The following is a 22,265-nucleotide window of genomic DNA, read 5'->3' on the forward strand; positions in this document are numbered from 1 at the left end:
ACGAACGCTGATCCCCGTAGCGCGCGATTATCTAGTAGGCCGCGTTACAACGCATCAGGGGTAACAAAGTATTTATCGGGTAAAACCCCTGTTTTCAGCGAAAAAGCCCTTAAAAACATGTTTCAAGCGCTTTCAGGTCTGTAACAGGAAGGTTACCGGGCCATCATTGACCAGGTGCACCTGCATATCCGCGCCGAATCTACCTGATGCCACAGTGCCATGCACTTGTTTCGCTTTGCCTACTAGATAGTCGAATAACTCCTCGCCCAGGGCTGGTGGGGCTGCGGTCGAGAAACTCGGTCGCAATCCGCTTTTGGTGTCGGCAGCCAGGGTGAACTGAGAGACCAGCAGCAACCCGCCGCCCACCTCCGCCAAGGACAGATTCATCTTGCCTTCGGCGTCGCTGAACACTCGATAGTTAAGCAGCTTATGGAGAAGTTTGTCGGCACTGACACGTGTGTCGTTGGGTTCGATGGCCACCAACACCAGTAAACCCTGATCAACTGCGCCAACCACTTCCCCCGCTACCTCGACGCGCGCACCCCGCACGCGTTGCAACAGACCCTTCATGCTTCTTCTGGCGGCAGGTCGAGCATGCGCCGGGCCATCTGATCGGCGGCACGCACCAGCGCGTCGGTGATGCCAGGTTCGGACGCAGCATGACCCGCGTCGCGGATAACCTGCAGTTCGCTGTTCGGCCAGTTCTGATGCAGTTCCCAGGCATTATCCAACGGGCAGATCACGTCGTAGCGACCGTGGACGATCACGCCGGGCAAATGGGCGATCTTGCCCATGTCGCGAATCAACTGGTTGGGTTCGAGGAACGAATTGTTCGTGAAGTAATGGCACTCGATACGGGCAATGGACAAAGCACGCTGCGGCTCGCAGAAGCGATCCACCACCAACGGGTTCGGGCGCAAGGTTGCTGTGCGGCCTTCCCAGGTCGACCACGCTTTGGCGGCATGCATTTGAGCAATCTGATCATTACCGATCAGGCGCTTGTGGAAAGCGGTGAGCAAGTCGTCGCGCTCGTCCAACGGGATCGGTGCGATGTAGTCCTGCCAGTAGTCGGGAAACAGACGGCTGGCGCCTGCCTGATAGAACCACTCGATCTCCTGCGGACGGCATAGAAAAATCCCCCGCAGGATCAGGCCATGCACACGTTCCGGATGGGTTTGTGCGTAGGCCAGCGCCAGGGTCGATCCCCATGAGCCGCCAAACAGCACCCATTTGTCGATGCCCAAATGCTGGCGAATACGCTCCAGGTCAGCAACCAGATCCCAGGTGGTGTTGTTTTCAAGGCTGGCGTGCGGCGTAGAGCGACCGCAACCACGCTGGTCGAATGTGACGATACGGTAGAGGTTGGGATCGAAAAAGCGCCGACTTTGGGCGTCGCACCCGGCGCCAGGACCGCCATGAATGAACACGACTGGCAAACCTTGCGGTGAACCGCTTTCGTCGACGTACAGGGTATGGGTTTCATCGACGGCCAGATCGTGCCGGGCGTAGGGTTTGATCTGCGGGTACAAAGTCTGCATTGCGCGCTCCGTAAGGGGTCGAGGTCATCCCTGGGGGGACATCTATTATTCTGCCGTCCGGCATCATAAACCCGAATTACGTCAATGAGCATGCCCCTGTAAGCGCGAGCGTGTTCACGCCTGCAGAGGCAAGGCGCAGGCTTAGGCGTTGTAGTGCTTTTCGCCCCAAGCCAACATCGCTTGCAGCAATTGCTTGAGCACCACCTGCGTCGGCGCGGCCAGATCAGGGCGATAGCGGAACGGCTCGAACTCTTCCATGTAGGTGCACTGGCTCAGCTCCAACTGCACGGCATGAATATTTTCGGCGGGGTTACCGTAATGACGCGTGATGTGGCCGCCCTTGAAACGACCGTTCAGCACATGGCTGTAATCGTCGTGACGGGCGCAAATCGCTTCCAGTTGCGTGGCCAGTTGAGGGTCGCAACTGGCGCCGTTGAAAGTACCCAGGTTGAAATCCGGCAGCTTGCCGTCGAACAGGTGCGGGATGATCGAGCGGATCGAATGCGCATCGAACAGCAACGCATAACCGAACTCGGCTTTCAGTCGCGCCAGCTCGCTTTGCAAAGTGCTGTGATACGGCGTCCACACCTGTTGCAGATACGCGGCACGCTCAGCGGCCGACGGCGCCATGCCGTCACGAAACAATGGAATGCCATCAAACAAGGTTGCCGGGTACAGACCGGTGGTTGCACCGACGTACAATGGTTTGTCGTCGGACGGACGGTTGAGGTCGATGACAAATCGCGAATACTCGGCGGCCAGCGTACTGGCCCCCAGCTCGGCGGCGAACGCGTAGAGCTGCGGGATGTGCCAGTCAGTGTCCGGCAGGCTGCGCGCATCCGCGATCAGCCCGGCCTCGACCGCCGGGGTCAGGCGCACACCCGCGTGGGGCATGCTGATCAGCAGCGGCACGCGGCCTTGTTTGAAGTTCAGAACCTTATCCACCACTGCTCTCCTATACGCTCGTTTCTACGCCGTGACGCACGACGCGTTTTTCCAGGTCACCGCCCAGCCAGTACGACAGGTCGGCGGGACGATCGATTTGCCAGGCAACAAAGTCCGCGACCTTGCCGACTTCGAGCGAACCGTGCGTCGCGGCCATGCCCAACGCGGCCGCAGCGTGAAGGGTCGCGCCGGCCAACGCCTCTTCCGGGGTCATGCGAAAACAGGTGCACGCCATGTTCAACATCAAACGCTGCGACAGCGCTGGTGACGTACCGGGATTGAGGTCGCTGGCGATCGCAATTTTCACCCCGTGTTTGCGCAATGCGTCCATCGGCGGCAATTGGGTTTCACGCAGGAAGTAAAACGCGCCGGGCAACAGCACTGCGACCGTGCCGGAGCGGGCCATGGCGATGGCGTCTTCTTCGGTCATGAACTCCAGGTGATCGGCGGACAAGGCGTGATAACGCGCAGCCAGACTCGAACCGTGCAGCGATGACAATTGCTCGGCATGCAGTTTCACCGGCAACCCAAGCGCTTGGGCGGTGATGAATACGCGTTCCACTTGAGCCGGCGAAAACGCCAGGTATTCACAGAACGCATCGACTGCGTCCACCAGCCCTTCAGCAGCCAGGGCCGGGAGCATTTCGGTGCAGATGTGATCGATGTAGTCGTCGGCGCGATCAGCGTATTCCGGTGGCAACGCGTGAGCGGCCAGGCAAGTGCTGCGTACGCTGACCGGGAGTTCAGCGCCCAGACGACGAATGACCCGCAAGATCTTGCGTTCACTGGCAAGGTCGAGGCCGTAACCGGATTTCATTTCGACCGTGGTCACACCATCGCGCATCAGGCTTTTCAAGCGTTTGGCGGCGCTGGCGAACAGTTCGTCTTCGGTGGCAGCGCGAGTGGCGCGTACGGTACTGGCGATGCCACCACCGGCCGCCGCGATGTCCGCATAGCTGACACCTTGCAGGCGCTGTTCGAATTCGCCGCTGCGATTACCACCGAACACGGTGTGCGTGTGGCAATCGATCAGGCCCGGGGTAACCCAAGCACCGTTTAAATCGTTGACGGTCGGGTACTCAGCCGACGGCAATTCGCCGCGCGGGCCGATCCACTCAATGTGCGCACCGGACGTCACGATGGCCGCATCCTCGATGATCGAGTAGACGCCTTGCGCCATGGTTGCGACGTGGCAGTTTTGCCAGAGGGTATTCATCCCTTAGTCTCCACAGTATTCACATTCGAATCGCCAGCAGGCAGGCTCCCACAGGGATGCGCAACGCAACTGTGGCAGCCAGCCTGCTGGCGATGAGTACATCACAGGCTAGGCAAAAGCCTGGCTTGGACCAGTTCATTCAGGCAGCCCGTGGCCAGCAACTCACTCGCGGCATTGATGTCGGGCGCAAAGAAGCGATCTTTCTCATAAAACGGTACTTCAGCTCGTAAAATAGCGCGGGCCTTTTCCAGTTTCGGCGAGGTCTTCAGACCGTTGCGCAAATCCAGACCCTGGGCTGCAGCCAGCCATTCCACCGCCAATACGCCACGGGTGTTATCGGCCATTTCCCACAAACGCTTGCCGGCCGCCGGGGCCATGGACACGTGGTCTTCCTGGTTCGCGGAAGTGGGTATGCTGTCCACAGAATGCGGATGAGCCAGCGCCTTGTTCTCGCTAGCCAGTGCTGCCGCCGTCACCTGCGCGATCATGAAGCCGGAGTTCACGCCGCCATTGGCCACCAAAAACGGTGGCAGTTGCGACATGTGCTTGTCCATCATCAGCGAGATACGGCGCTCACTCAGGGAACCGATTTCAGCGATGGCCAGCGCCATGTTGTCAGCGGCCATGGCCACCGGCTCGGCGTGGAAGTTACCGCCCGAGATCACGTCGCCTTCAGCCGCGAACACCAGCGGGTTATCGGAAACCGCGTTGGCTTCGATCACCAGCACTTCGGCGGCCTGACGGAACTGGGTCAGGCAGGCGCCCATGACTTGCGGCTGGCAACGCAGGGAGTACGGATCCTGAACCTTTTCACAGTTCTGGTGCGAGTCAGACACCTCACTGCGCTCGCCCAGCAAATCGCGGTACGCGGCGGCGGCGTCGATCTGGCCTTTCTGGCCGCGAGCAGCGTGGATGCGTGCGTCGAACGGCGAACGCGAACCCAGTACCGCTTCAACCGTCATAGCGCCCAGCGCGACGGCGCCGGCAAACAAGTCTTCGCCTTCAAACAAGCCACGCAACGCGTACGCAGTGGAAACCTGAGTGCCGTTAAGCAGCGCCAGGCCTTCTTTCGCCGCCAGGGTCAGCGGGGTCAAACCGGCGACTTTCAGCGCTTCGGTCGCCTCAAGCCATTCGCCCTTGTAGCGAGCCTTGCCTTCACCCAGCAATACCAGCGACATGTGCGCCAACGGCGCCAAATCGCCGGAAGCACCCACCGACCCCTTCAACGGAATGTGCGGGTAAACCTCGGCGTTGATCAGTGCGATCAGCGCGTCGATCACAACTCGGCGAATACCGGAAAAACCACGGCTGAGGCTGTTGACCTTAAGCACCATGACCAGGCGCACCAATGCGTCACTGATCGGCGCGCCGACGCCGGCGGCATGCGATAACACCAGCGAGCGCTGGAGGTTTTCCAGGTCTTCGCTGGCGATACGGGTCGAGGCCAGCAGGCCGAAACCGGTGTTGATGCCATAGGCAGTGCGGTTCTCGGCGAGGATCTGCTCGACGCAGGCAACACTGGCTTCGATCTGCGCCGAGGCGCTGTTGTCGAGCGATATCTGGACAGGTTGCTGATAGATAGCACGCAGTTGGGCAAGGCTCAGTTGGCCGGGAATCAAATTAAGCGCAGTCACATTCGTTCTCCTTTTGAGAGCTTTTATTAACTAACCAGACGCTCCGGAGATGTCCGTTGTCCGTCGCTTCCCCTCTTTATGAGAAGGGCTGGCGCCTTGGCACGCTGGTGGTAGGGAAATCAATGCAGATCGGGTAACGCCTTGTGCAGCAAATCGGGTGCTTTCAAAACGCCGGCAGCGGCAGCGATGTCTGGTGCCAGCCATCGGTCCTGGTCGTACGCCGGCACCCGCTCGCGCAACAGACGCCACGCGGTATCGGTGCCGGCGCCGAAGCGTTGTTCTTTCAAAAATTCAAACGCCTGGGCGGCCAACAGGTATTCGATGGCGAGTATCTGCGTGCAGTTTTCCAGTGCGCGATGCAGCTTCAGCGCCGCGTTGGTGCCCATGCTCAAGTGATCTTCCTGCAGGCCCGAGGTGACGTAGTTGTCGAGCACGGCCGGTTGCGCCAGTTGACGGTTTTCGGCGCACAGTGAAGCGGCCACGTACTGGACGATCATCATCCCGGAATTGACTCCCGGATTCGCCACCAGAAACGCTGGCAAGCCGCTGACGTGCGGGTTGATCAAACGATCGAGGCGACGCTCGGCAATCGAGCCGATTTCGGCCATGGCAATGGCCAGCACATCTGCCGCCAACGCCACCGACTGGCCGTGTGGATTAGCCTGAGACATCACCCGGAAGTCGTCCGGCGTGCCCAGCAGCAACGGGTTGTCGGTGCAGCCGTTCAGTTCGGTTTCGATCTGTTTAACCGCATGCGCCAGTTGATCGCGAGCGGCACCGTGCACCTGCGGAATCGAGCGGATGCTCAGCGCATCTTGGGTGCGAATGCCTTTGCTGCTGGCAATCACTTCGCTGCCGTCGAGCAACGCTCGCAAGTTGATGCCCACTTGCTGCATGCCCGGGTGCGGTTTGAGCGCGATGATCTCGGCATCAAACGCTGCAATCTGGCCACGTTGCGCTTCAAAACTCATGGCGCCAATCACATCGGCCCATTGCACCAGGCGCGTGGCATCGGCCAGGGCAAGGCAACTGAGACCGGTCATGCACGGCGTGCCGTTGACCAAGCACAAGCCATCCTTAGCGCCGAGCTGAACCGGTTGCAGGCCTTCTTCGGCCAACGCTTGCTGCGCCGTAACAACCCGCCCCCGGTAGCTGACGTTCCCGACACCCAGCAGCGCAATGCCGATGTGGGCCATGTGGGTCAGGTAACCCACCGAACCCTGGGACGGCACTTGCGGGGTAATGCCGTGGTTGAGCAGCGCCAGCAGCGCTTCGACCACTTGCCGGTGAAGGCCGGATTTGCCGTGGCTGTAGTTGCGAATTGCCGCGCACATGATCGCGCGGGTTTGCTCATCGGCAAGCGGGGTGCCTACGCCACACGCATGGCTGAGCAGCGTATTGCGCGACAACTGGCTGAGCTGTTCACCCTTCAGCGAGACGTTGCACAACGCGCCCAGGCCCGTGTTGACGCCATAGGCACGCTCACCGCTGACGACGATGCGCTGCACGATGGCCTGGGCGTTTTCGATACGAGCCCAGGCCTGCGCCGACAGCTCAAGCTGAGCGCCGTGACGGGCGACGGCGACCACATCCTGCCAACGCAGGTGATCGCCGGTGATAACGATTTTTTCAGCCTGGGACATCTGGAGCCTCATACAAAAATTCTGTTGATCCATGAAACCCTGTGGCGAGGGGATTTATCCCGGCTGGGATGCGCAACAGCCCCAAAAAAGGCGACCGCTTCGCGTTCGAACGGGGATAAATCCCCTCACCACAATAGAGTTCACCACCCGCAAATCGTTAAACCACCGCAGCGCGTCGCTGTACGAACCGATCCACGTACTCATCCGCTGGCGAATGCAAAATCTCTCGCGGCGTGCCGACCTGAATCAGGCGGCCATCCTTGAGGATTGCAATGCGATTGCCGATCCGTACCGCTTCATCGAGGTCGTGAGTGATGAAGACGATGGTCTTGTGCAGGGTCTTTTGCAGTTCCAGTAACTGGTCCTGCATCTCGGCGCGGATCAACGGGTCGAGTGCGCTGAAGGCTTCGTCCATCAGGATGATGTCGGTATCGGCCGCCAGGGCGCGGGCCAGGCCCACACGCTGACGCATGCCGCCCGAGAGCTGATGCGGGTACTTGTTCTCGTAACCTTTGAGGCCCACGGTGTTGATCCAGTGCAGCGCGCGCTCCGAGCACACTTGCTTGCTCTCGCCGCGCACCTTCAGGCCGTATGCCACATTGTCCAACACTGTCTTGTGCGGCAGCAGGCCGAAGCTCTGGAACACCATGCTGATCTTGTGCCGGCGGAATTGACGCAGGGCTTCCATGTCGTATTGCAGGATGTCCACGCCGTCGACCAGGATCGCGCCGCTGGTAGGATCGATCAGGCGATTGAAGTGGCGCACCAAGGTCGATTTACCAGAGCCGGAAAGGCCCATGATCACGAAGATCTCACCGGTGCCGATGCTCAACGACAAATCGTTCACACCGACCACGCAGCCGGTTTCAGACAGCACCTGGTCTTTGGTTTTGCCTTGGCCGATCATGGCCAGCGCATCCTTGGAACGGTTGCCGAAAATCTTGAAGACGTTTTTGACTTCAATCTTGCTGATGGCTTCGTTGCTCATTTGTTCACCTCATGCCGTGGCCGACCATACGCCTGAGTGATGCGGTCGATGACCACTGCGAGAATCACGATCGCCAGGCCGGCTTCAAGGCCGCGCCCGACGTTGAGAGTTTGAATACCCACCAACACGTCTTCGCCCAAACCGCGCGCGCCGATCATCGAGGCGATGACCACCATCGACAGCGCCATCATAGTGGTCTGGTTGATCCCGGCCATGATGCTTGGCAAGGCCAACGGCAGTTGCACGCCAAACAGTTGCTGCCAGCGGTTGGCACCGAAGGCGTTGATCGCTTCCATCACTTCGCCGTCAACCTGGCGAATACCCAGATCGGTCAAGCGAATCAGTGGTGGGGCGGCGTAGATCACCGTGGCGAAAATCGCCGGCACCTTGCCCAGGCCGAACAGCATCAGCACCGGGATCAGGTAGACGAAACTCGGCATGGTTTGCATGATGTCCAGCAACGGCATCAGCACCGAACGCAAGCGATTGCTGCGCGCCGAAAGAATGCCCAGCGGAATGCCGATCAATACCGAAATGACCGTCGCCACCATCATCAGCGCGAGCGTCTGCATCAGTTTGTCCCAGAGGCCGACCGCACCCACCAGAAACAGCAAACCGACGATGACCGCGGTGGTCACCACTTTGCGAGTGGCATGCCAGGCAATCACGCCGACGATGGCCAACATCAACCACCAGGGCGCCGCACGCAGCAGGCCTTCAAGATTGACGATGGCCCACAACAGGGTGTCGGAGATGTGCCGAAAAACATCACCGTAATTGGTGACCAGCGAATCAACCCAATTGTTGACCCAATCAGCGATGGAAAAGGTAAAGCTTTCGGGAAACATAAGAGGCTCTCAATCAAGGGGTTGCGATCAAGCATCCGACTGCCGTTACCGGCAGTGGAAAGACCATGACCTACAAGGCCGCGTCGATTTTTTTGGCGGCGTCGTCGCTCACCCATGCGTGCCAGACTTCAGGATGTTCCTTCAAGAAGATCTTCGCCAGTTTCGGCGACGCGATCCGCTCTTTGGTCATGCGAGCCAGGTTTTGATTGAGGATATCGATTGGCAGGTTGACCTTCTCCAGCACGGCCACCAGTTCCGGGGCTTCGTCGTGGAACGTCTTGGACAGGCCGACCTTGATGGTCACATGCTTATCCACACCTGGCTTCTCGTCGAGTTTGACCAGGTCGAGCTGGCCCATCAGCGGCGTTGGCGACCAGTAATAGAACAGGATTGGTTCACCGCGTTTGTAGCTCGACAGCGCGGCCGCATCCAGCGCCGGGCCGGTGCCCGGGCGGAAGTTGGTATAGATGCTTTCCAGGCCGTAGCTTTTCAGCATCTCGCTGTTGTCGAGTTCACAGGTCCAACCGGCGGGGCAATTGTAAAAACGGCCCTTGGAAGGTTCTTCCTGATCTTTGAACACCGCTGAATATTTGGCCAGGTCAGCGATATTCTTCAGGTCAGGGGCTTTAGGTTCCAGCTTGCGCTTGGCGTCGCCTTCAATGACATAACGTGGCACGTACCAGCCTTCAACCGCACCCACGACCGGAGCGCCGACACCCACAACCTTGCCGGCCTTCTCGGCCTTGTTCCAGACCTCGCTGCGGCCCACCCACTCTTCAGCGAACACTTGAATATCGTTACTGCTCAAGGCGTTTTCCATGGTGATGGAGTTGCCCGGCAGGCTATCGGTCTTGCAGTCATAGCCTTTTTCCAGCACGACTTGCAGCACGTCGGTCAGCAACATGCCGCTTTCCCAGTTCAGGCCGGCAAACTTCACCGGTTTTCCCGATTCGCACCAACCGGCAGCCTGAGTGGCACCGGCACTGGCCAACAGGCCCATGGAAAATAGTGTGGTCAGTAAGGTCTTGTTCGACTTCATTGGGCTGATGCTCCTAGTCATTAATTGGCATACGGCAGTCAAGAGGCATCCAGCCCTGTCCACGTCCAATCGGGCTTCACACCGCAGTGGCACGGCCCGCCCTGGTTGTTTTTTGTTCTGTGACCACGTTCTGCTCGACCGGCAGAATCATCTTATCGGGCACGGCGCCGTGCCATTTTTTCGCACACACGTAATACAGGGCTGCGGGAAGCACCAGGCCGATGATCCAGGAAATATCCACATCACCCAGAGCGGCCACCAGCGGACCGGTGTAGAACTTGGTGGAGATGAACGGCAGCTGCACCAGCACACCGAACACATAGATGCTGATACCCAGAAGATTCCAACGACCGTAGCGACCGTTCGGATCGGCCAGTGCCGGCACGTCATAGCGCTCGCGAGTGATGCAGTAGTAGTCCACCAGGTTGATCGCGCTCCAGGGTGTAAAGAACGCCAGCAAAAACAGGATGAAAGATTTGAACGCACCGAGGAACGAGTGCTGACCGAGCAACGCGATCAGGGTCGCGGTACCGACGATAACCAGCACGAACACCAGGCGCTGAAGGCGCGATACCTTCAGGTGACCACGGAAACCACTGATGATGGTCGCAATGCACATGAAGCTGCCGTAGGAGTTCAGTGTGGAGATGGTGACCTTGCCGAACGCGATGCTGAAGTACAGCAGTGCAGCGGTAGCGCCGGTACCGCCTAAACCTACGATGTAGGCCACTTCGTGACCGGCGAATTGGCCGTTGGACATTGCAGCGGCAAACACACCGAGGATCATCGCCACCTGAGCGCCGATGACCGAACCTGCGCCAGCGGCGAGAAAGGTTTTGACCGAGGAAACATTGCTCGGCAGGTAACGTGAATAGTCAGCCACGTAAGGGCCGAAAGCGATTTGCCAGGACGCCGCGAGCGATACCGCGAGCAGGAAACTGCTCCAGCTGAAGTGACGAATTTGCAGGAGTGCGCCAACGTCGGTCTGGCTAATCAGACGGCTGAACAGGTAAACGAAAGCAATCACACCAATGACACTGGCAATACGACCAATCCAATGGATCACTCGATAGCCGAGCACCGTGACCAGCACGATGACACTGGCGAAAATGAGGATGCCGACGCTGTCACTGACGCCGAACAACTGACCCAGCGCCTGGCCGGAAAGCACGGTGCCTGTGGCGGTGAAGCCGAGGTACATCAAGCACACCAGCACGATTGGAATGGCCGCGCCATAAACGCCGAACTGCACGCGACTGGAAATCATCTGCGGCAGTCCAAGCTTCGGCCCTTGCGCCGCATGCAGCGCCATCACGCCACCACCGAGCAATTGACCGATAAACAAACCGATCAACGACCAGAACACATCACCGCCCAGCACGACCGCCAAAGCACCCGTCACGATCGCGGTAATTTGCAAATTGGCACCCATCCAAAGGGTGAACTGGCTGAATAGACGACCGTGTCTTTCCGATTCCGGGATGTAGTCGATCGAGCGCCTCTCGATCAACGGTTTATTGCCTGCACGATCGTTGTTAACAGCCATGATTCAACCTCTGTGGATTGTTGTTCGAGTTCACTGAGCGTCTTTGTGGCTGCTTTGGGTGGGAGCGGGCTTGCTCGCGAAAGCGTCGGCACATTCAAAACATGTGCTGAGCGATCCTCCCTATTCGTGAGCAAGCCCACTCCCACCAAAAGCATTCCCCACCGTTTTTTATTACTTGCCGGTGATCATCGGCAGGTTCAAACCCTGTTCGTTGGCGCAGTCGATAGCGATCTGGTAACCCGCATCGGCGTGACGCATCACACCCGTGGCCGGGTCGTTGTGCAGGACGCGAGCAATACGCTCGGCCGCTTCATCAGTACCGTCGCAGACAATCACCATGCCCGAGTGTTGCGAGAAGCCCATGCCGACGCCGCCGCCGTGGTGCAGCGAAACCCAGGTCGCGCCGCTGGCGGTGTTGAGCAACGCGTTGAGCAATGGCCAGTCGGACACAGCATCAGAACCGTCCTGCATCGATTCGGTTTCACGGTTCGGGCTGGCCACGGAACCAGAGTCCAAATGGTCGCGACCGATCACGATAGGCGCCGACAACTCGCCGCTGCGCACCATTTCGTTGAACGCCAGGCCAAGCTTGGCGCGCAGGCCCAGACCGACCCAGCAGATACGTGCCGGCAGACCCTGGAAGCTGATGCGCTCGCGGGCCATGTCCAGCCAGTTGTGCAGGTGCGCGTCGTCCGGGATCAGTTCCTTGACCTTGGCGTCGGTTTTGTAGATGTCTTCGGCGTTACCCGACAGTGCAGCCCAACGGAATGGGCCGATGCCACGGCAGAACAGCGGACGAATATAAGCCGGCACAAAACCCGGGAAGTCGAAGGCGTTTTCCACGCCTTCTTCTTGCGCCATCTGACGGATGTTGTTGCCGTAGTCGAAGGTCGGAATGCCCATTTTCTGGAAGTCGAGCATCGCTTTGACGTGCACGGCCATCGATTGCTTGGCGGCTTTTACCACCGCAGCAGGTTCGGTCTTGGCGCGAGCGCGGTACTCGTCCCAGGTCCAGCCGGCCGGCAGGTAACCGTTCAGCGGGTCGTGGGCGCTGGTTTGGTCGGTGACCATGTCCGGGCGCACGCCACGCTTGACCAGTTCCGGCAAAATTTCAGCCGCGTTGCCCAGCAGCGCGATGGAAATCGCCTTGCCTTCCTTGGTGTATTTTTCGATGCGAGCCAGCGCGTCGTCGAGGTCGGTGGCTTGCTCGTCGACATAACGGCTGTTCAGGCGGAAATCGATACTCACCTGCTGGCATTCGATGTTCAGCGAGCAAGCACCGGCCAGGGTCGCGGCCAATGGCTGAGCGCCGCCCATGCCGCCGAGGCCTGCGGTCAAGACCCAACGACCTTTCAGGTCATCGTTGTAATGTTGGCGGCCGGCCTCAACGAAGGTTTCGTAGGTGCCCTGGACGATGCCCTGGCTGCCGATGTAGATCCAGCTGCCAGCGGTCATCTGGCCGTACATGGCCAAGCCTTTGGCGTCGAGTTCGTTGAAGTGTTCCCAGCTCGCCCAGTGTGGCACCAGGTTGGAGTTGGCGATCAGTACGCGCGGGGCGTTGGTGTGGGTCTTGAACACGCCGACCGGTTTACCGGATTGCACCAGCAGGGTCTCGTCGTCATTCAGGTTGGTCAGGCTTTCGACGATCTTGTCGTAGCACTCCCAGTTACGCGCTGCACGACCGATGCCACCGTAAACCACCAGTTCTTTAGGGTTCTCGGCGACTTCCGGGTCGAGGTTGTTCATCAACATGCGCAGCGGCGCTTCGGTCATCCAGCTCTTGGCGGTCAGCGTGTTACCGCGGGCAGCGCGGATTTCTACGTCGCGGTACTTAGTAGGTTTCTGGGTATTGTCAGTCACGAAAGAGACTCCTCAGCAATCAATCCAAACCAACCCTGGCAGTGGGTAAGCCAGCCTGGGCGCGTCGATGCGCCACAAGCGAATCAGTGGACGTGGCGGGGAGTCGGGGTTCGACTCATACGCATACGTCTTTACTTGTACATACAAGCATATGCAATCAAGCGGCCAACTTGCTGCCCAGCCGTTCAAGAAAAATGGGAGGCACGCCGGGAAGCCCCTGAATCAGGGGTTCTAGCGTAGAAGATTTTTTGGAAAGGGGATTTTCGTGAGGGGTGACGGCTGTTACTTCAACGTGGTTTTGCGCCACGCTGGGGCGTTCGGTAACAAGTTGGTGCGCGGAGGGGAACGGTATGAGTACCGCTTTTGTGGTGAGGGGATTCATCCCCGTTGGGCCGCAAAGGGAACCTAACTATGGGACTGCTGAGCAGTCCAGCGGGGATAAATCCCCTCACCACAGATGATCACCTCACCACAGGTTTAACGTGATGTCAGCTCAATCACGCAGCAGCGGCCGTTGCTGCAGACTTCAACCAACCCGGCGTTACCGTCAAGCTGCAGGCAATCGTGTCGACCCAATTGCGAGCTGTTGTGATCGATCTTCACTTCCAGCGACTCAGCAACACTGAACACCAGCAACGTTCCCGCCGAGCTGAAAAACCGCTGCTCAGCGTTCAGCCACTGCAACCGCGCGTGATAACGCTGCGGTGCATAGATCAGGTTGAAATCGCGAATCGGTCCGCCGAGCAGTGCACAGGAAACCTGGCTCTCACCACTGAAGGCAAACGGGTCCAGCGGTAACAGCGGCCGCGTGGTGTGGCCGTCAACCCGCAAGGTCATGCCGTCACCTTGCAGTACGGTGATCACGCGCTCGTAGCCTGCAAACGTCGAGAAACCTCCTGACTCGCCAATGTCCGCAATCGACAAACGCCAGCCGAACCCATCGAGACCGGTGCCGGCATCACGGGTGATTTCTTCGGTGCTGCCGCCGCCGTTCTTCCACGGCATGCGCGGATAATCCTTGGCGCGTAAAACCTTCACTTCATTCATTTATGGCGCTCTATTTATGGAACCGACCTTCCAGACGATGACGCGAACCTGGGTGAATCAAACGGGCAGCGGTCACTGGCTGTCGGCCGGACCAGGTGCGACGACGAATCAACAGGCACGGCTCGCCTTTTTCAATCTGCAGCAATTTGCACTCGGAGGCCTCGGCCAGAATCGCTTCAACGACGTGCTCGCCTTCGGTCAAAGGCGCAACTTGGTTCAGGTAAGCGTAGGGCGTCTGCAGGGTGAAATCCTGCTTGAGGTATTCGGGAGCTACCAGCGCATTGACGAAGCGGTCTTCGATTTGCACGGGAATATCGTTTTCGAAATGCACGATCAGCGAATGAAAAACCTTCTGCCCTTCGCGCATGTCCAGCGCCAAGGCGCGCTCAGACCCGGCGGCCTCCTCCTCAAGCGTGATGACCTTGCACGTATGGCGGTGGCCACGAGAGGCGATTTCGTCGGCGATGTTGTGCACTTCAAACAGCGCGGACTGGCTTTTCGGTTCGGCGACGAACGTTCCGACACCCTGCATGCGCACCAACAAACCGTCCGCAGTCATCTCGCGCAGGGCACGGTTGATGGTCATGCGGCTGAAACCCAGTTGCGTGACCAACTCGCTTTCCGACGGAACGCGGTAGTGCGGCGGCCAGTTTCCACTGTCGATTTGCTGGGTGATCATCTGTTTGACGCGGGCGTACAAGGGCGCCGGACTGTCGCCCATGTGTGCGGCCAACGGAGAGACTGCAGGCGGAGTCGGCACGGTTAATCCTTGTTCTGCTGGAGAAGGTTGCTAGCTTGCCGGAGTTTACCGAGCAGGCAAACGTCTGTATATGTATATACAAATAACACACGGTGGGGTTTTGAACCATGTCTGCCTTCTTTGCCGAGCGCGCGCTGCTGCCTGATGGATGGGCTAACAATGTACGTCTTGAGGTCAGCGCCGACGGCGTATTGACCCGTATCCAGGCCGATTCCAATGCAGATAACGCCGAACGGCTCAGCGGTCCGCTGCTGCCAGGCATGCCCAATTTGCACTCCCACGCGTTCCAGCGAGCGATGGCCGGGCTGGCGGAAGTGGCGGGTAATCCGAACGACAGTTTCTGGACTTGGCGCGACTTGATGTATCGCCTCGTCGGAAAAATCAGCCCCGAGCAACTCGGCGTCATCGCCCGACAGCTGTACATCGAAATGCTCAAGGCCGGTTACACCTCGGTCGCAGAATTTCACTATGTACACCACGATACCGATGGCCAGCCTTACGCCGATCCAGCCGAGCTGGCATTGCGCATCAGCCAGGCCGCGAGTTCCGCCGGTATCGGTTTAACCCTGCTGCCTGTGCTTTACAGCCATTCCGGTTTTGGTGGCCAGACCCCGAACGACGGCCAGCGCCGGTTTATCAACAGCACCGACAATTACCTCAAGCTGCAGTCGCGCCTGCAGCCGATGCTGGCGCAGCAACCGGCGCAATCGCTGGGCCTGTGCTTTCACTCGTTGCGTGCAGTCACCCCACAGCAAATCAGTGAAGTGCTGGCCGCCAGCGACAAGCAATGCCCGGTGCACATTCACATCGCCGAGCAGCAAAAAGAAGTCGACGACTGCCTGAGTTGGAGTGGTCGACGCCCGTTGCAATGGCTGTATGAGAACACCGAAGTCGATCAGCGTTGGTGCCTGGTTCACGCCACCCATGCCAACCCGGAAGAAGTCACGTTGATGGCCAAGAGCCGCGCCATCGCCGGGTTATGCCTGACCACCGAGGCCAACCTTGGTGACGGAATTTTCCCGGCGGTGGACTTTCTCACTCAGGGCGGCCGCATGGGCATTGGCTCCGACAGCCATGTGTCGTTGAGCGTGGTCGAGGAATTGCGCTGGCTGGAGTACGGCCAGCGTCTGCGCGATCAACGTCGCAACCGCTTGTACGGCGCGAATCAGCCGATGGTGGGTCGCACGTTGTACGACGCGGCGCTGGACGGTGGCGCCCAGGCACTCGGCCAGCCAATCGGCGCACTGCAGGTCGGCAAGCGTGCGGACTGGTTGGTGCTGGACGGCAGCGATCCCTACCTGGCGACGGCCAGTGGCGACGGCATTTTGAATCGATGGTTATTTGCCGGCGGCGATCGCCAGGTGCGCGATGTGCTGGTCAACGGCCAGTGGGTGGTGCGCGACGGGCATCATGCGGGTGAAGAAGAAAGCAACCGGGCATTCACCCAGGTCCTGCGCGAACTCTTGGGCTAAAACCGGAACGCTCGCGAAGGCGGTTTAACAGTCAACGAAGAGGCTGAATGTTATGCCTTCTTCGCGAGCAGGCTCGCTCCCACAAAAATCTGCAGTGAACGCCAGCGATGTGTTCGACACCGATCCCACAAAAATCTGCACTGAACGCCAGCGATGTGTTCGACACCGCTCCCACAAAAATCTGCAGTGAACGTCAGCGATGTGTTCGACACCGATCCCATAAAAATCTGCAGTGAACGCCGGCGATGTGTTCGACACCGATCCACTGTGGGAGCGAGCCTGCTCGCGATGACAATGTGCCTGCCAACACTGATGTTGAATGTGCTGGCCACATTGCAAGCAAGCCCGCAGTTTTGAGTCTTCGTAACCGTCAGTTCGAGGTCTTGGCCATTTGTGTGTCCGACGCACGCCAGATCAGCCGCGTGGTGTCGTAACCCTGCTGACGCGCCTTGCTCAGCAGTTCTTCACGCACGACTCCGTTAACCGTTGGCGTACGGGACAGCAGCCACAGGTACTTGCGGCTCGGGTCGCCGACGATGGCGGTCTTGTAGTCGTCGCTGACGTACAACACCCAGTACTGCCCCTTCGCCACGCCCGGTATCAACCTCGAAAACCAGTTATCGAACTCGACCCACAGTTTGTCGGTTTTGCCCGACACCTGCGGATAAGCCGTGCCCTTGGCTTCCTCCCATTGCCAGTCCGGCGTCAGGCAGCGATTCAGCACCGCGACGTTGCCATCAGGCTTGAGCGTGTAGTGCGCTTCGGATTGTGCGCAGTTGCGCTGGAAATACATCGGCAGACGAGCCAATTCGTACCAGGTCCCTTGGTACTTCTTGAGATTGGCGCTGCTGACGGTTTTCGGCGCCAACGGATCTACGCCAGAAGAGGCGCAGCCAGCCAATACCAGGCCGGCAAAAAGCACTATCAATAACCGCATCATTATTCTTCTCCCGTGGGCTTTCTGCCCCGGTTTATTTCAGGCCTTGGCCAGAAAACATCAGCACTTTGTCACCGGCGTACTGCACGCTGATAAAGCTGTTCTTGTCGCCCCAGGTACAACTGGACATGCCGAGCGCGCCCGAGCAGTCGGCTGGTTTACCGAGCAAGGTTTCAACCTCGGCCTTGGGCATGCCCGCCGATAACTTGGAATAGTTTTCCTGATTGACCTTGCTGCATGCGGCCAACAGCACGCAGAACGAAAGCAGGGCGATAGATCGCAGCGACATGGGTGTAACTCCTGGTGCAAAGGGGGATTGGCATGTCTGCCAAGCAGAACCTTAGAAGAGAAAACCCCTATCTGGTTCCCTGGCAGACCCGCTATTTATAGGGCCACTCGTCTACCTTTTGCCGATAAATCAGCCACTTTCAAGTGCTAAAGGGCATTTCGTCGGTTTTCATGAAAATCGCCTAATCTTTGGCGCCTGCAAGTCGACATTGTAAGATCGAGCTTGCTCGCGAAAGTCTTCACCGACTTCCCCTTCGTGAGCACGCTCAGTCCTACACCAGCCCTCCCGCGGTAGCTCATTTAATGACCAGAAACATGAAATTCAGCCACAAGATCTTGTTGGCTGCCGCCCTCGTGGTGGCCGTTGCATTCGCTTGTTTCATCCTGTTCAACGACTATCGCCAGCGTCAAACCTTGCGCAGCAGCACCGAATCCTCGATGCAGGAGCTCGGCAGCCTGACTACCAGCAACATTCAAACGTGGCTGGAAAGTCGCATTCAGCTGTTGCAATCGCTGTCTCAGCAGATTGCCGTCGACGGCAGCACCCAGGCCAACCTCAAACGCGCCATCGACCTGCCGGCCTATACCAACAACTTTCAACTCAGTTACTTCGGCGGTATCGACGGCGTGATGTTCTCGGTGCCAGCGGGAAATCGCGCGGCCGATTACGACCCACGCACGCGTGGCTGGTACAAGGCGGCCGACAGTGCGCGGCAAACCGTCGTTACCGAACCTTACATCGCGGCATCGTCCGGCAAATTGGTGATCACCGTTGCAACACCCGTGCAGCATCAGAACCAGATGATCGGCGTTGCCGGCGCCGACATCGACCTGTCCAGCGTCAGTGCGATCATCAACTCATTGAGCTTCGGCGGTCATGGCCATGCGTTTATCGTCAGCGCTGACGGCAAGATCCTGATCCACCCAGACAGCAAACTGGTGCTCAAGAACCTGACTGATGCCTACCCAAACGATGCGCCGAAAATCAGCCCCGGCATGAAAGAAGTCGAGGTCGACGGTAAAAGCCAGTTCATCTCCTTCACCCACGTCAACGGCGTGCCATCGGCGGACTGGTATGTGGCGCTGGTGCTCGATCAGGCCACCGCGTTTTCGATGCTCAGTGAATTTCGCACCTCGGCAATCATCGCCATGGTGATTGCCGTAGTGATCATCATCGCGCTGCTGGGCATGCTGATCAGCTTCCTGATGCAGCCATTGCTGACCATGGGCCGCGCCATGCATGACATCGCAGAAGGCGAAGGCGACTTGACCAAACGCCTGACCATTCACGGCCAAGACGAATTCGGCGCCTTGGGCACTTCGTTCAACCGCTTTGTGGAACGCATTCACACCTCGATTCGTGAAGTGGCCTCGGCCACCGGCCAGGTCAACGAAGTCGCCCTGCGGGTTGTCTCAGCTTCAAACTCATCGATGTTCAATTCAGACCAGCAAGCCTCGCGCACCAGCAGCGTTGCGGCAGCCATCAACGAATTGGGCGCAGCGGCACAGGAAATTGCCCAGAACGCCGCCCTCGCCTCGCAGCATTCAAGTGATGCTCGCAGCCTGGCTGAAGAAGGCCAGCAGGTGGTGGATAAGACCATTGCCGCGATGCAACAGCTCTCGGCGAAGATCAGTGATTCGTGCGGCAATATCGAAACGCTTAACAGCAACACCGTGAACATCGGGCAAATTCTGGAGGTGATCACCAGCATCTCGCAGCAAACCAACCTGCTGGCGCTGAACGCTGCCATCGAAGCTGCACGTGCCGGTGAAGCCGGGCGCGGGTTTGCCGTGGTCGCCGACGAAGTGCGCAACCTCGCGCACCGGACTCAGGATTCGGCGCAGCAAGTGCAGAAGATGATCGAGGAATTGCAGGTCGGTGCCCGCGAAGCCGTCAGCACCATGACCGACAGCCAACGCCAGAGCGAAACCAGTGTCGGCATCGCCAACCAGGCCGGGGAAAGATTGGGCAGCGTGACGCAGCGCATCGGCGAAATCGACGGGATGAACCAATCGGTTGCTACCGCTACCGAGGAGCAGACCGCCGTGGTGGAGTCGATCAACGTCGACATCACCGAGATCAACACGCTGAACCAGGAAGGCGTAGAAAACCTGCAATCGACCCTGCGTGCCTGTGCGGATCTTGAGCAACAAGCGGCGCGATTGAAGCAGTTGGTCGGTAGTTTCAGGATCTAAGCTGCTTTCACCGGCCCCATCGCCAGCAGGCTGGCTCCCACCTGTGGTTTGTATCGTTCACAAACCCCTGTGGGAGCCAGCCTGCTGGCGAAGACGGCATCAGCCGCGATAAAAATCCAGAACCGGACGACAAGAAACGGCAGGCGCCACTACCTGGCTCGAGACTGAATCAGGACCCTGTACAGTATCTATTCCGGAAGAACTCAAGAGGCTCAACCTCAGCCAATTTCGTCAAATACTCTCGGGGGTCAACTGCGTCAGGTATGAAGTCCGAGAGCAAATGGTCTACAGACACATCATTGCTGATACGCGAAAAGTCCTGCGGACGTTGCTGATCAAGCGGCGACTGCAAAGCAATACCTAAGCTTGGGGTGTACTAGAAGCGCGATCGTGGCCCGCTCAAGAATTCGATTTCTTCAGCTGTAGACTCCCGCCCCAACAGCGCATTGCGATGCGGAAACCGTCCAAACCGCGCGATCACTTTCTGATGCCGCTCGGCATAGTCCAGGTTATCGGCAAACACCGCTCGGTCCGTTTCCGGCTGCGCTGCCAGCAAATCCATAAACCGCGAAACCGCCTCGTTCTGCACCGCCAGATTTTCGCAGTGTTCAAATACCAGATAAATAAACGTGCGCTGAATCGGCTGCAGTTGCCGATCAAAATCAGCAGCAATGCCTTGCGCCACCAAAGCCTGAGCCCGCAGATCGCCTGAAAAGGATTGGGGAGTGTTGCGATAGATCATTCGCGGCAGTTGATCGAGCAACAGCACCAGAGCCAGCCAACCTTCAGGACGTTGCGCCCAGTCAGTCAATCCGCCGGCCAGTGCCTGCTCGACCCAGTCCCCGAAACGCTCACGCGCTTCGAGGTCCTGGCTGTCACGCTTGCCGAACCATAACTTGCCCTTGTCAGCCGCTACTTCGTCGGGTGTGTCGGCCTTACCGAACCACCACTCGAGCAACGGCTGCCAAGGCGCGGTCATGTTTATTCCTTGTGGTAAGCCGTAATGCGTTCGACTTCTTCTTTCGAGCCGAGGTACACCGCTACGCGCTGGTGCAGGCCTTCTGGCTGAATGTCGAGGATGCGCTGGTGGCCATCGGTGGATGCGCCGCCGGCCTGCTCAACCAGGAACGACATCGGATTGGCTTCGTACATCAAACGCAGTTTGCCCGGCTTGGACGGCTCGCGGCTGTCGCGCGGGTACATGAACAAGCCACCACGGGTCAGGATACGGTGCACATCGGCAACCATCGCAGCAACCCAACGCATGTTGTAGTTCTTTTTCAGCGGGCCTTCTTCGCCTGCCAACAATTCGTCAACGTAGCGCTGTACCGGCGCTTCCCAGTGACGCTGGTTGGAGGCGTTGATCGCGAATTCCTGGGTAGCCTCAGGAATCTGGATATCTTCATGGGTCAGCACGAAGCTGCCCATTTCACGGTCCAGGGTAAAACCTTTGACGCCATTGCCGAGGGTCAGCACCAGCATGGTCTGTGGACCGTAGATAGCGTAACCCGCAGCAACCTGCTGAGTGCCCGGCTGCAGGAAGGCCTTTTCGTTCAAAGGCTCGTTCTGGGTCAGGTATTCGTTCGGGCAACGCAGCACCGAGAAGATGGTACCGACCGGGGCGTTGATGTCGATGTTCGATGAGCCGTCCAGTGGGTCGAATACCAGCAGGTACGCGCCTTTCGGGTATTTGCCCGGGATCTGGTAGGCATTGTCCATTTCTTCGGACGCCATGCCGGCCAGGTGACCGCCCCATTCGTTGGCTTCGAGCAAGATGTCGTTGGACATTACGTCGAGTTTTTTCTGCACTTCGCCTTGGACGTTTTCGGTGCCCATGCTGCCCAGAACACCACCCAAGGCGCCTTTGGAAACGGCGTGGCTGATTTCTTTACAGGCGCGCGCCACCACTTCGATCAGGAAACGCAGATCGGCAGGTGTGTTGTTGCTACGGGTCTGCTCAATCAAATAGCGACTCAGGGTAACGCGGGACATGGAAGGCTCCGGTGGAATGGGGGACTAAAAACCCGCGCAGTTTAGCGCGAGTCGGGGCGCATTTCCTCCTATCAGACGTGATAGGCCTAATAGAGTTCATGCCCGGGGTTTAGCGTAGTTCGAAACAGTTGAGATATGGTCCAGGAATTAAAGACAGTTTGAAGGATTCCTTCGCCTGGCAGTTCGTAATCGCGAGCAAGCCCGCGCCCACATTCGACCGGGTTATTTCAGAAGAATCAGATCAACTGTGGAACCAGGCCCGCCTCCACATCAGACCGGTTCTTTCAGAAGAATCAGATCAACTGTGAGACCAGCC

At 58.6% G+C, this 22,265-nt stretch carries 19 protein-coding genes; 2 read left to right on the forward strand and 17 right to left on the reverse strand.

What is annotated here, in order from left to right; genetic code table 11:
• Positions 1 to 132: 132 nt before the first annotated feature.
• The 13 genes from dtd to hutC all read right to left on the reverse strand — a co-directional run bounded on the left by dtd (position 133) and on the right by hutC (position 15,025).
• The gene (dtd, locus tag ACQR3R_RS24445) at positions 133 to 570 is read right to left on the reverse strand and encodes a D-aminoacyl-tRNA deacylase (RefSeq protein WP_428276229.1); all 438 of its coding nucleotides are present in this window, start codon (positions 568 to 570) and stop codon (positions 133 to 135) included.
• The gene (pip, locus tag ACQR3R_RS24450) at positions 567 to 1,538 is read right to left on the reverse strand and encodes a prolyl aminopeptidase (protein ID WP_428276231.1); all 972 of its coding nucleotides are present in this window, start codon (positions 1,536 to 1,538) and stop codon (positions 567 to 569) included. Before pip ends, dtd begins: the two co-directional genes overlap by 4 nt.
• 141 nt (positions 1,539 to 1,679) lie before the next feature.
• Positions 1,680 to 2,483, reverse strand: coding sequence for an N-formylglutamate deformylase (hutG, locus tag ACQR3R_RS24455; RefSeq protein WP_428276233.1), 804 nt, complete (start codon positions 2,481 to 2,483; stop codon positions 1,680 to 1,682).
• 10 nt (positions 2,484 to 2,493) lie between these two features.
• Complete coding sequence (gene hutI, locus ACQR3R_RS24460) at positions 2,494 to 3,699, reverse strand: imidazolonepropionase (RefSeq protein WP_428276235.1); 1,206 nt, start codon at positions 3,697 to 3,699, stop codon at positions 2,494 to 2,496.
• A 101-nt stretch (positions 3,700 to 3,800) separates the two neighbouring features.
• A complete protein-coding gene (gene hutH, locus ACQR3R_RS24465) occupies positions 3,801 to 5,333 on the reverse strand; it encodes a histidine ammonia-lyase (RefSeq protein ID WP_428276237.1) in 1,533 nt (510 codons plus the stop codon).
• 119 nt (positions 5,334 to 5,452) lie between these two features.
• Positions 5,453 to 6,976, reverse strand: coding sequence for a histidine ammonia-lyase (gene hutH / locus ACQR3R_RS24470; RefSeq protein WP_428276239.1), 1,524 nt, complete (start codon positions 6,974 to 6,976; stop codon positions 5,453 to 5,455).
• Positions 6,977 to 7,133: 157 nt separating this feature from the next.
• Positions 7,134 to 7,964: a betaine/proline/choline family ABC transporter ATP-binding protein gene (locus ACQR3R_RS24475; protein WP_428276241.1), complete on the reverse strand. Its 831-nt coding sequence runs from the start codon at positions 7,962 to 7,964 to the stop codon at positions 7,134 to 7,136.
• Positions 7,961 to 8,812, reverse strand: coding sequence for an ABC transporter permease subunit (locus tag ACQR3R_RS24480; RefSeq protein WP_428276243.1), 852 nt, complete (start codon positions 8,810 to 8,812; stop codon positions 7,961 to 7,963). Before ACQR3R_RS24480 ends, ACQR3R_RS24475 begins: the two co-directional genes overlap by 4 nt.
• 70 nt (positions 8,813 to 8,882) lie before the next feature.
• Positions 8,883 to 9,851, reverse strand: coding sequence for a glycine betaine ABC transporter substrate-binding protein (locus tag ACQR3R_RS24485; protein WP_428276245.1), 969 nt, complete (start codon positions 9,849 to 9,851; stop codon positions 8,883 to 8,885).
• Positions 9,852 to 9,927: 76 nt separating this feature from the next.
• Positions 9,928 to 11,397, reverse strand: a complete 1,470-nt coding sequence (locus ACQR3R_RS24490) for a cytosine permease (RefSeq protein ID WP_428276247.1) — start codon at positions 11,395 to 11,397, stop codon at positions 9,928 to 9,930.
• 171 nt (positions 11,398 to 11,568) lie between these two features.
• Positions 11,569 to 13,257: a urocanate hydratase gene (gene hutU / locus ACQR3R_RS24495; RefSeq protein WP_428276249.1), complete on the reverse strand. Its 1,689-nt coding sequence runs from the start codon at positions 13,255 to 13,257 to the stop codon at positions 11,569 to 11,571.
• A 477-nt stretch (positions 13,258 to 13,734) separates the two neighbouring features.
• Positions 13,735 to 14,304, reverse strand: coding sequence for a HutD family protein (locus tag ACQR3R_RS24500; protein WP_428276251.1), 570 nt, complete (start codon positions 14,302 to 14,304; stop codon positions 13,735 to 13,737).
• A gap of 10 nt (positions 14,305 to 14,314) precedes the next feature.
• A complete protein-coding gene (gene hutC / locus ACQR3R_RS24505) occupies positions 14,315 to 15,025 on the reverse strand; it encodes a histidine utilization transcriptional repressor HutC (protein ID WP_428276655.1) in 711 nt (236 codons plus the stop codon).
• A gap of 146 nt (positions 15,026 to 15,171) precedes the next feature.
• Here hutC and ACQR3R_RS24510 point away from each other — a divergent pair, with 146 nt between their 5' ends.
• A complete protein-coding gene (locus tag ACQR3R_RS24510; protein WP_428276253.1) occupies positions 15,172 to 16,536 on the forward strand; it encodes a formimidoylglutamate deiminase in 1,365 nt (454 codons plus the stop codon).
• 370 nt (positions 16,537 to 16,906) lie between these two features.
• On the opposite strand, the gene ACQR3R_RS24515 is transcribed toward ACQR3R_RS24510, so the two are convergent.
• On the reverse strand, positions 16,907 to 17,476 hold the full coding sequence (locus ACQR3R_RS24515; protein WP_428276255.1) for a lipocalin family protein: 570 nt from the start codon (positions 17,474 to 17,476) through the stop codon (positions 16,907 to 16,909).
• A 31-nt stretch (positions 17,477 to 17,507) separates the two neighbouring features.
• Positions 17,508 to 17,762: a hypothetical protein gene (locus ACQR3R_RS24520; protein WP_128872236.1), complete on the reverse strand. Its 255-nt coding sequence runs from the start codon at positions 17,760 to 17,762 to the stop codon at positions 17,508 to 17,510.
• A 314-nt stretch (positions 17,763 to 18,076) separates the two neighbouring features.
• On the opposite strand from ACQR3R_RS24520, the gene ACQR3R_RS24525 reads away from it, so the two are divergent.
• Positions 18,077 to 19,957: a methyl-accepting chemotaxis protein gene (locus ACQR3R_RS24525; protein ID WP_428276257.1), complete on the forward strand. Its 1,881-nt coding sequence runs from the start codon at positions 18,077 to 18,079 to the stop codon at positions 19,955 to 19,957.
• Positions 19,958 to 20,333: 376 nt separating this feature from the next.
• On the opposite strand, the gene ACQR3R_RS24530 is transcribed toward ACQR3R_RS24525, so the two are convergent.
• Both ACQR3R_RS24530 and ACQR3R_RS24535 read right to left on the reverse strand, forming a co-directional pair.
• The gene (locus ACQR3R_RS24530; RefSeq protein ID WP_428276259.1) at positions 20,334 to 20,936 is read right to left on the reverse strand and encodes a DUF924 family protein; all 603 of its coding nucleotides are present in this window, start codon (positions 20,934 to 20,936) and stop codon (positions 20,334 to 20,336) included.
• Positions 20,937 to 20,938: 2 nt separating this feature from the next.
• On the reverse strand, positions 20,939 to 21,949 hold the full coding sequence (locus ACQR3R_RS24535) for a class 1 fructose-bisphosphatase (RefSeq protein WP_428276261.1): 1,011 nt from the start codon (positions 21,947 to 21,949) through the stop codon (positions 20,939 to 20,941).
• Positions 21,950 to 22,265: the final 316 nt, after the last annotated feature.

Source organism: Gordonia sp. IEGM753, from assembly GCF_050321825.1.
Lineage (GTDB): Bacteria > Pseudomonadota > Gammaproteobacteria > Pseudomonadales > Pseudomonadaceae > Aquipseudomonas.

What these genes read in the sequence shown, in the direction of transcription:
- ACQR3R_RS24485 (WP_428276245.1), bottom strand. Translation starts at nt 9,851, where the DNA reads ATGAAGTCGAACAAGACCTTACTGACCACACTATTTTCCATGGGCCTG.
- ACQR3R_RS24510 (WP_428276253.1), top strand. Translation starts at nt 15,172, where the DNA reads ATGTCTGCCTTCTTTGCCGAGCGCGCGCTGCTGCCTGATGGATGGGCT.
- ACQR3R_RS24530 (WP_428276259.1), bottom strand. Translation starts at nt 20,936, where the DNA reads ATGACCGCGCCTTGGCAGCCGTTGCTCGAGTGGTGGTTCGGTAAGGCC.
- ACQR3R_RS24500 (WP_428276251.1), bottom strand. Translation starts at nt 14,304, where the DNA reads ATGAATGAAGTGAAGGTTTTACGCGCCAAGGATTATCCGCGCATGCCG.
- ACQR3R_RS24525 (WP_428276257.1), top strand. Translation starts at nt 18,077, where the DNA reads ATGAAATTCAGCCACAAGATCTTGTTGGCTGCCGCCCTCGTGGTGGCC.
- pip (WP_428276231.1), bottom strand. Translation starts at nt 1,538, where the DNA reads ATGCAGACTTTGTACCCGCAGATCAAACCCTACGCCCGGCACGATCTG.
- ACQR3R_RS24490 (WP_428276247.1), bottom strand. Translation starts at nt 11,397, where the DNA reads ATGGCTGTTAACAACGATCGTGCAGGCAATAAACCGTTGATCGAGAGG.
- ACQR3R_RS24480 (WP_428276243.1), bottom strand. Translation starts at nt 8,812, where the DNA reads ATGTTTCCCGAAAGCTTTACCTTTTCCATCGCTGATTGGGTCAACAAT.
- ACQR3R_RS24520 (WP_128872236.1), bottom strand. Translation starts at nt 17,762, where the DNA reads ATGTCGCTGCGATCTATCGCCCTGCTTTCGTTCTGCGTGCTGTTGGCC.
- ACQR3R_RS24515 (WP_428276255.1), bottom strand. Translation starts at nt 17,476, where the DNA reads ATGATGCGGTTATTGATAGTGCTTTTTGCCGGCCTGGTATTGGCTGGC.
- hutI (WP_428276235.1), bottom strand. Translation starts at nt 3,699, where the DNA reads ATGAATACCCTCTGGCAAAACTGCCACGTCGCAACCATGGCGCAAGGC.
- ACQR3R_RS24475 (WP_428276241.1), bottom strand. Translation starts at nt 7,964, where the DNA reads ATGAGCAACGAAGCCATCAGCAAGATTGAAGTCAAAAACGTCTTCAAG.
- dtd (WP_428276229.1), bottom strand. Translation starts at nt 570, where the DNA reads ATGAAGGGTCTGTTGCAACGCGTGCGGGGTGCGCGCGTCGAGGTAGCG.
- hutC (WP_428276655.1), bottom strand. Translation starts at nt 15,025, where the DNA reads ATGGGCGACAGTCCGGCGCCCTTGTACGCCCGCGTCAAACAGATGATC.
- ACQR3R_RS24535 (WP_428276261.1), bottom strand. Translation starts at nt 21,949, where the DNA reads ATGTCCCGCGTTACCCTGAGTCGCTATTTGATTGAGCAGACCCGTAGC.
- hutH (WP_428276239.1), bottom strand. Translation starts at nt 6,976, where the DNA reads ATGTCCCAGGCTGAAAAAATCGTTATCACCGGCGATCACCTGCGTTGG.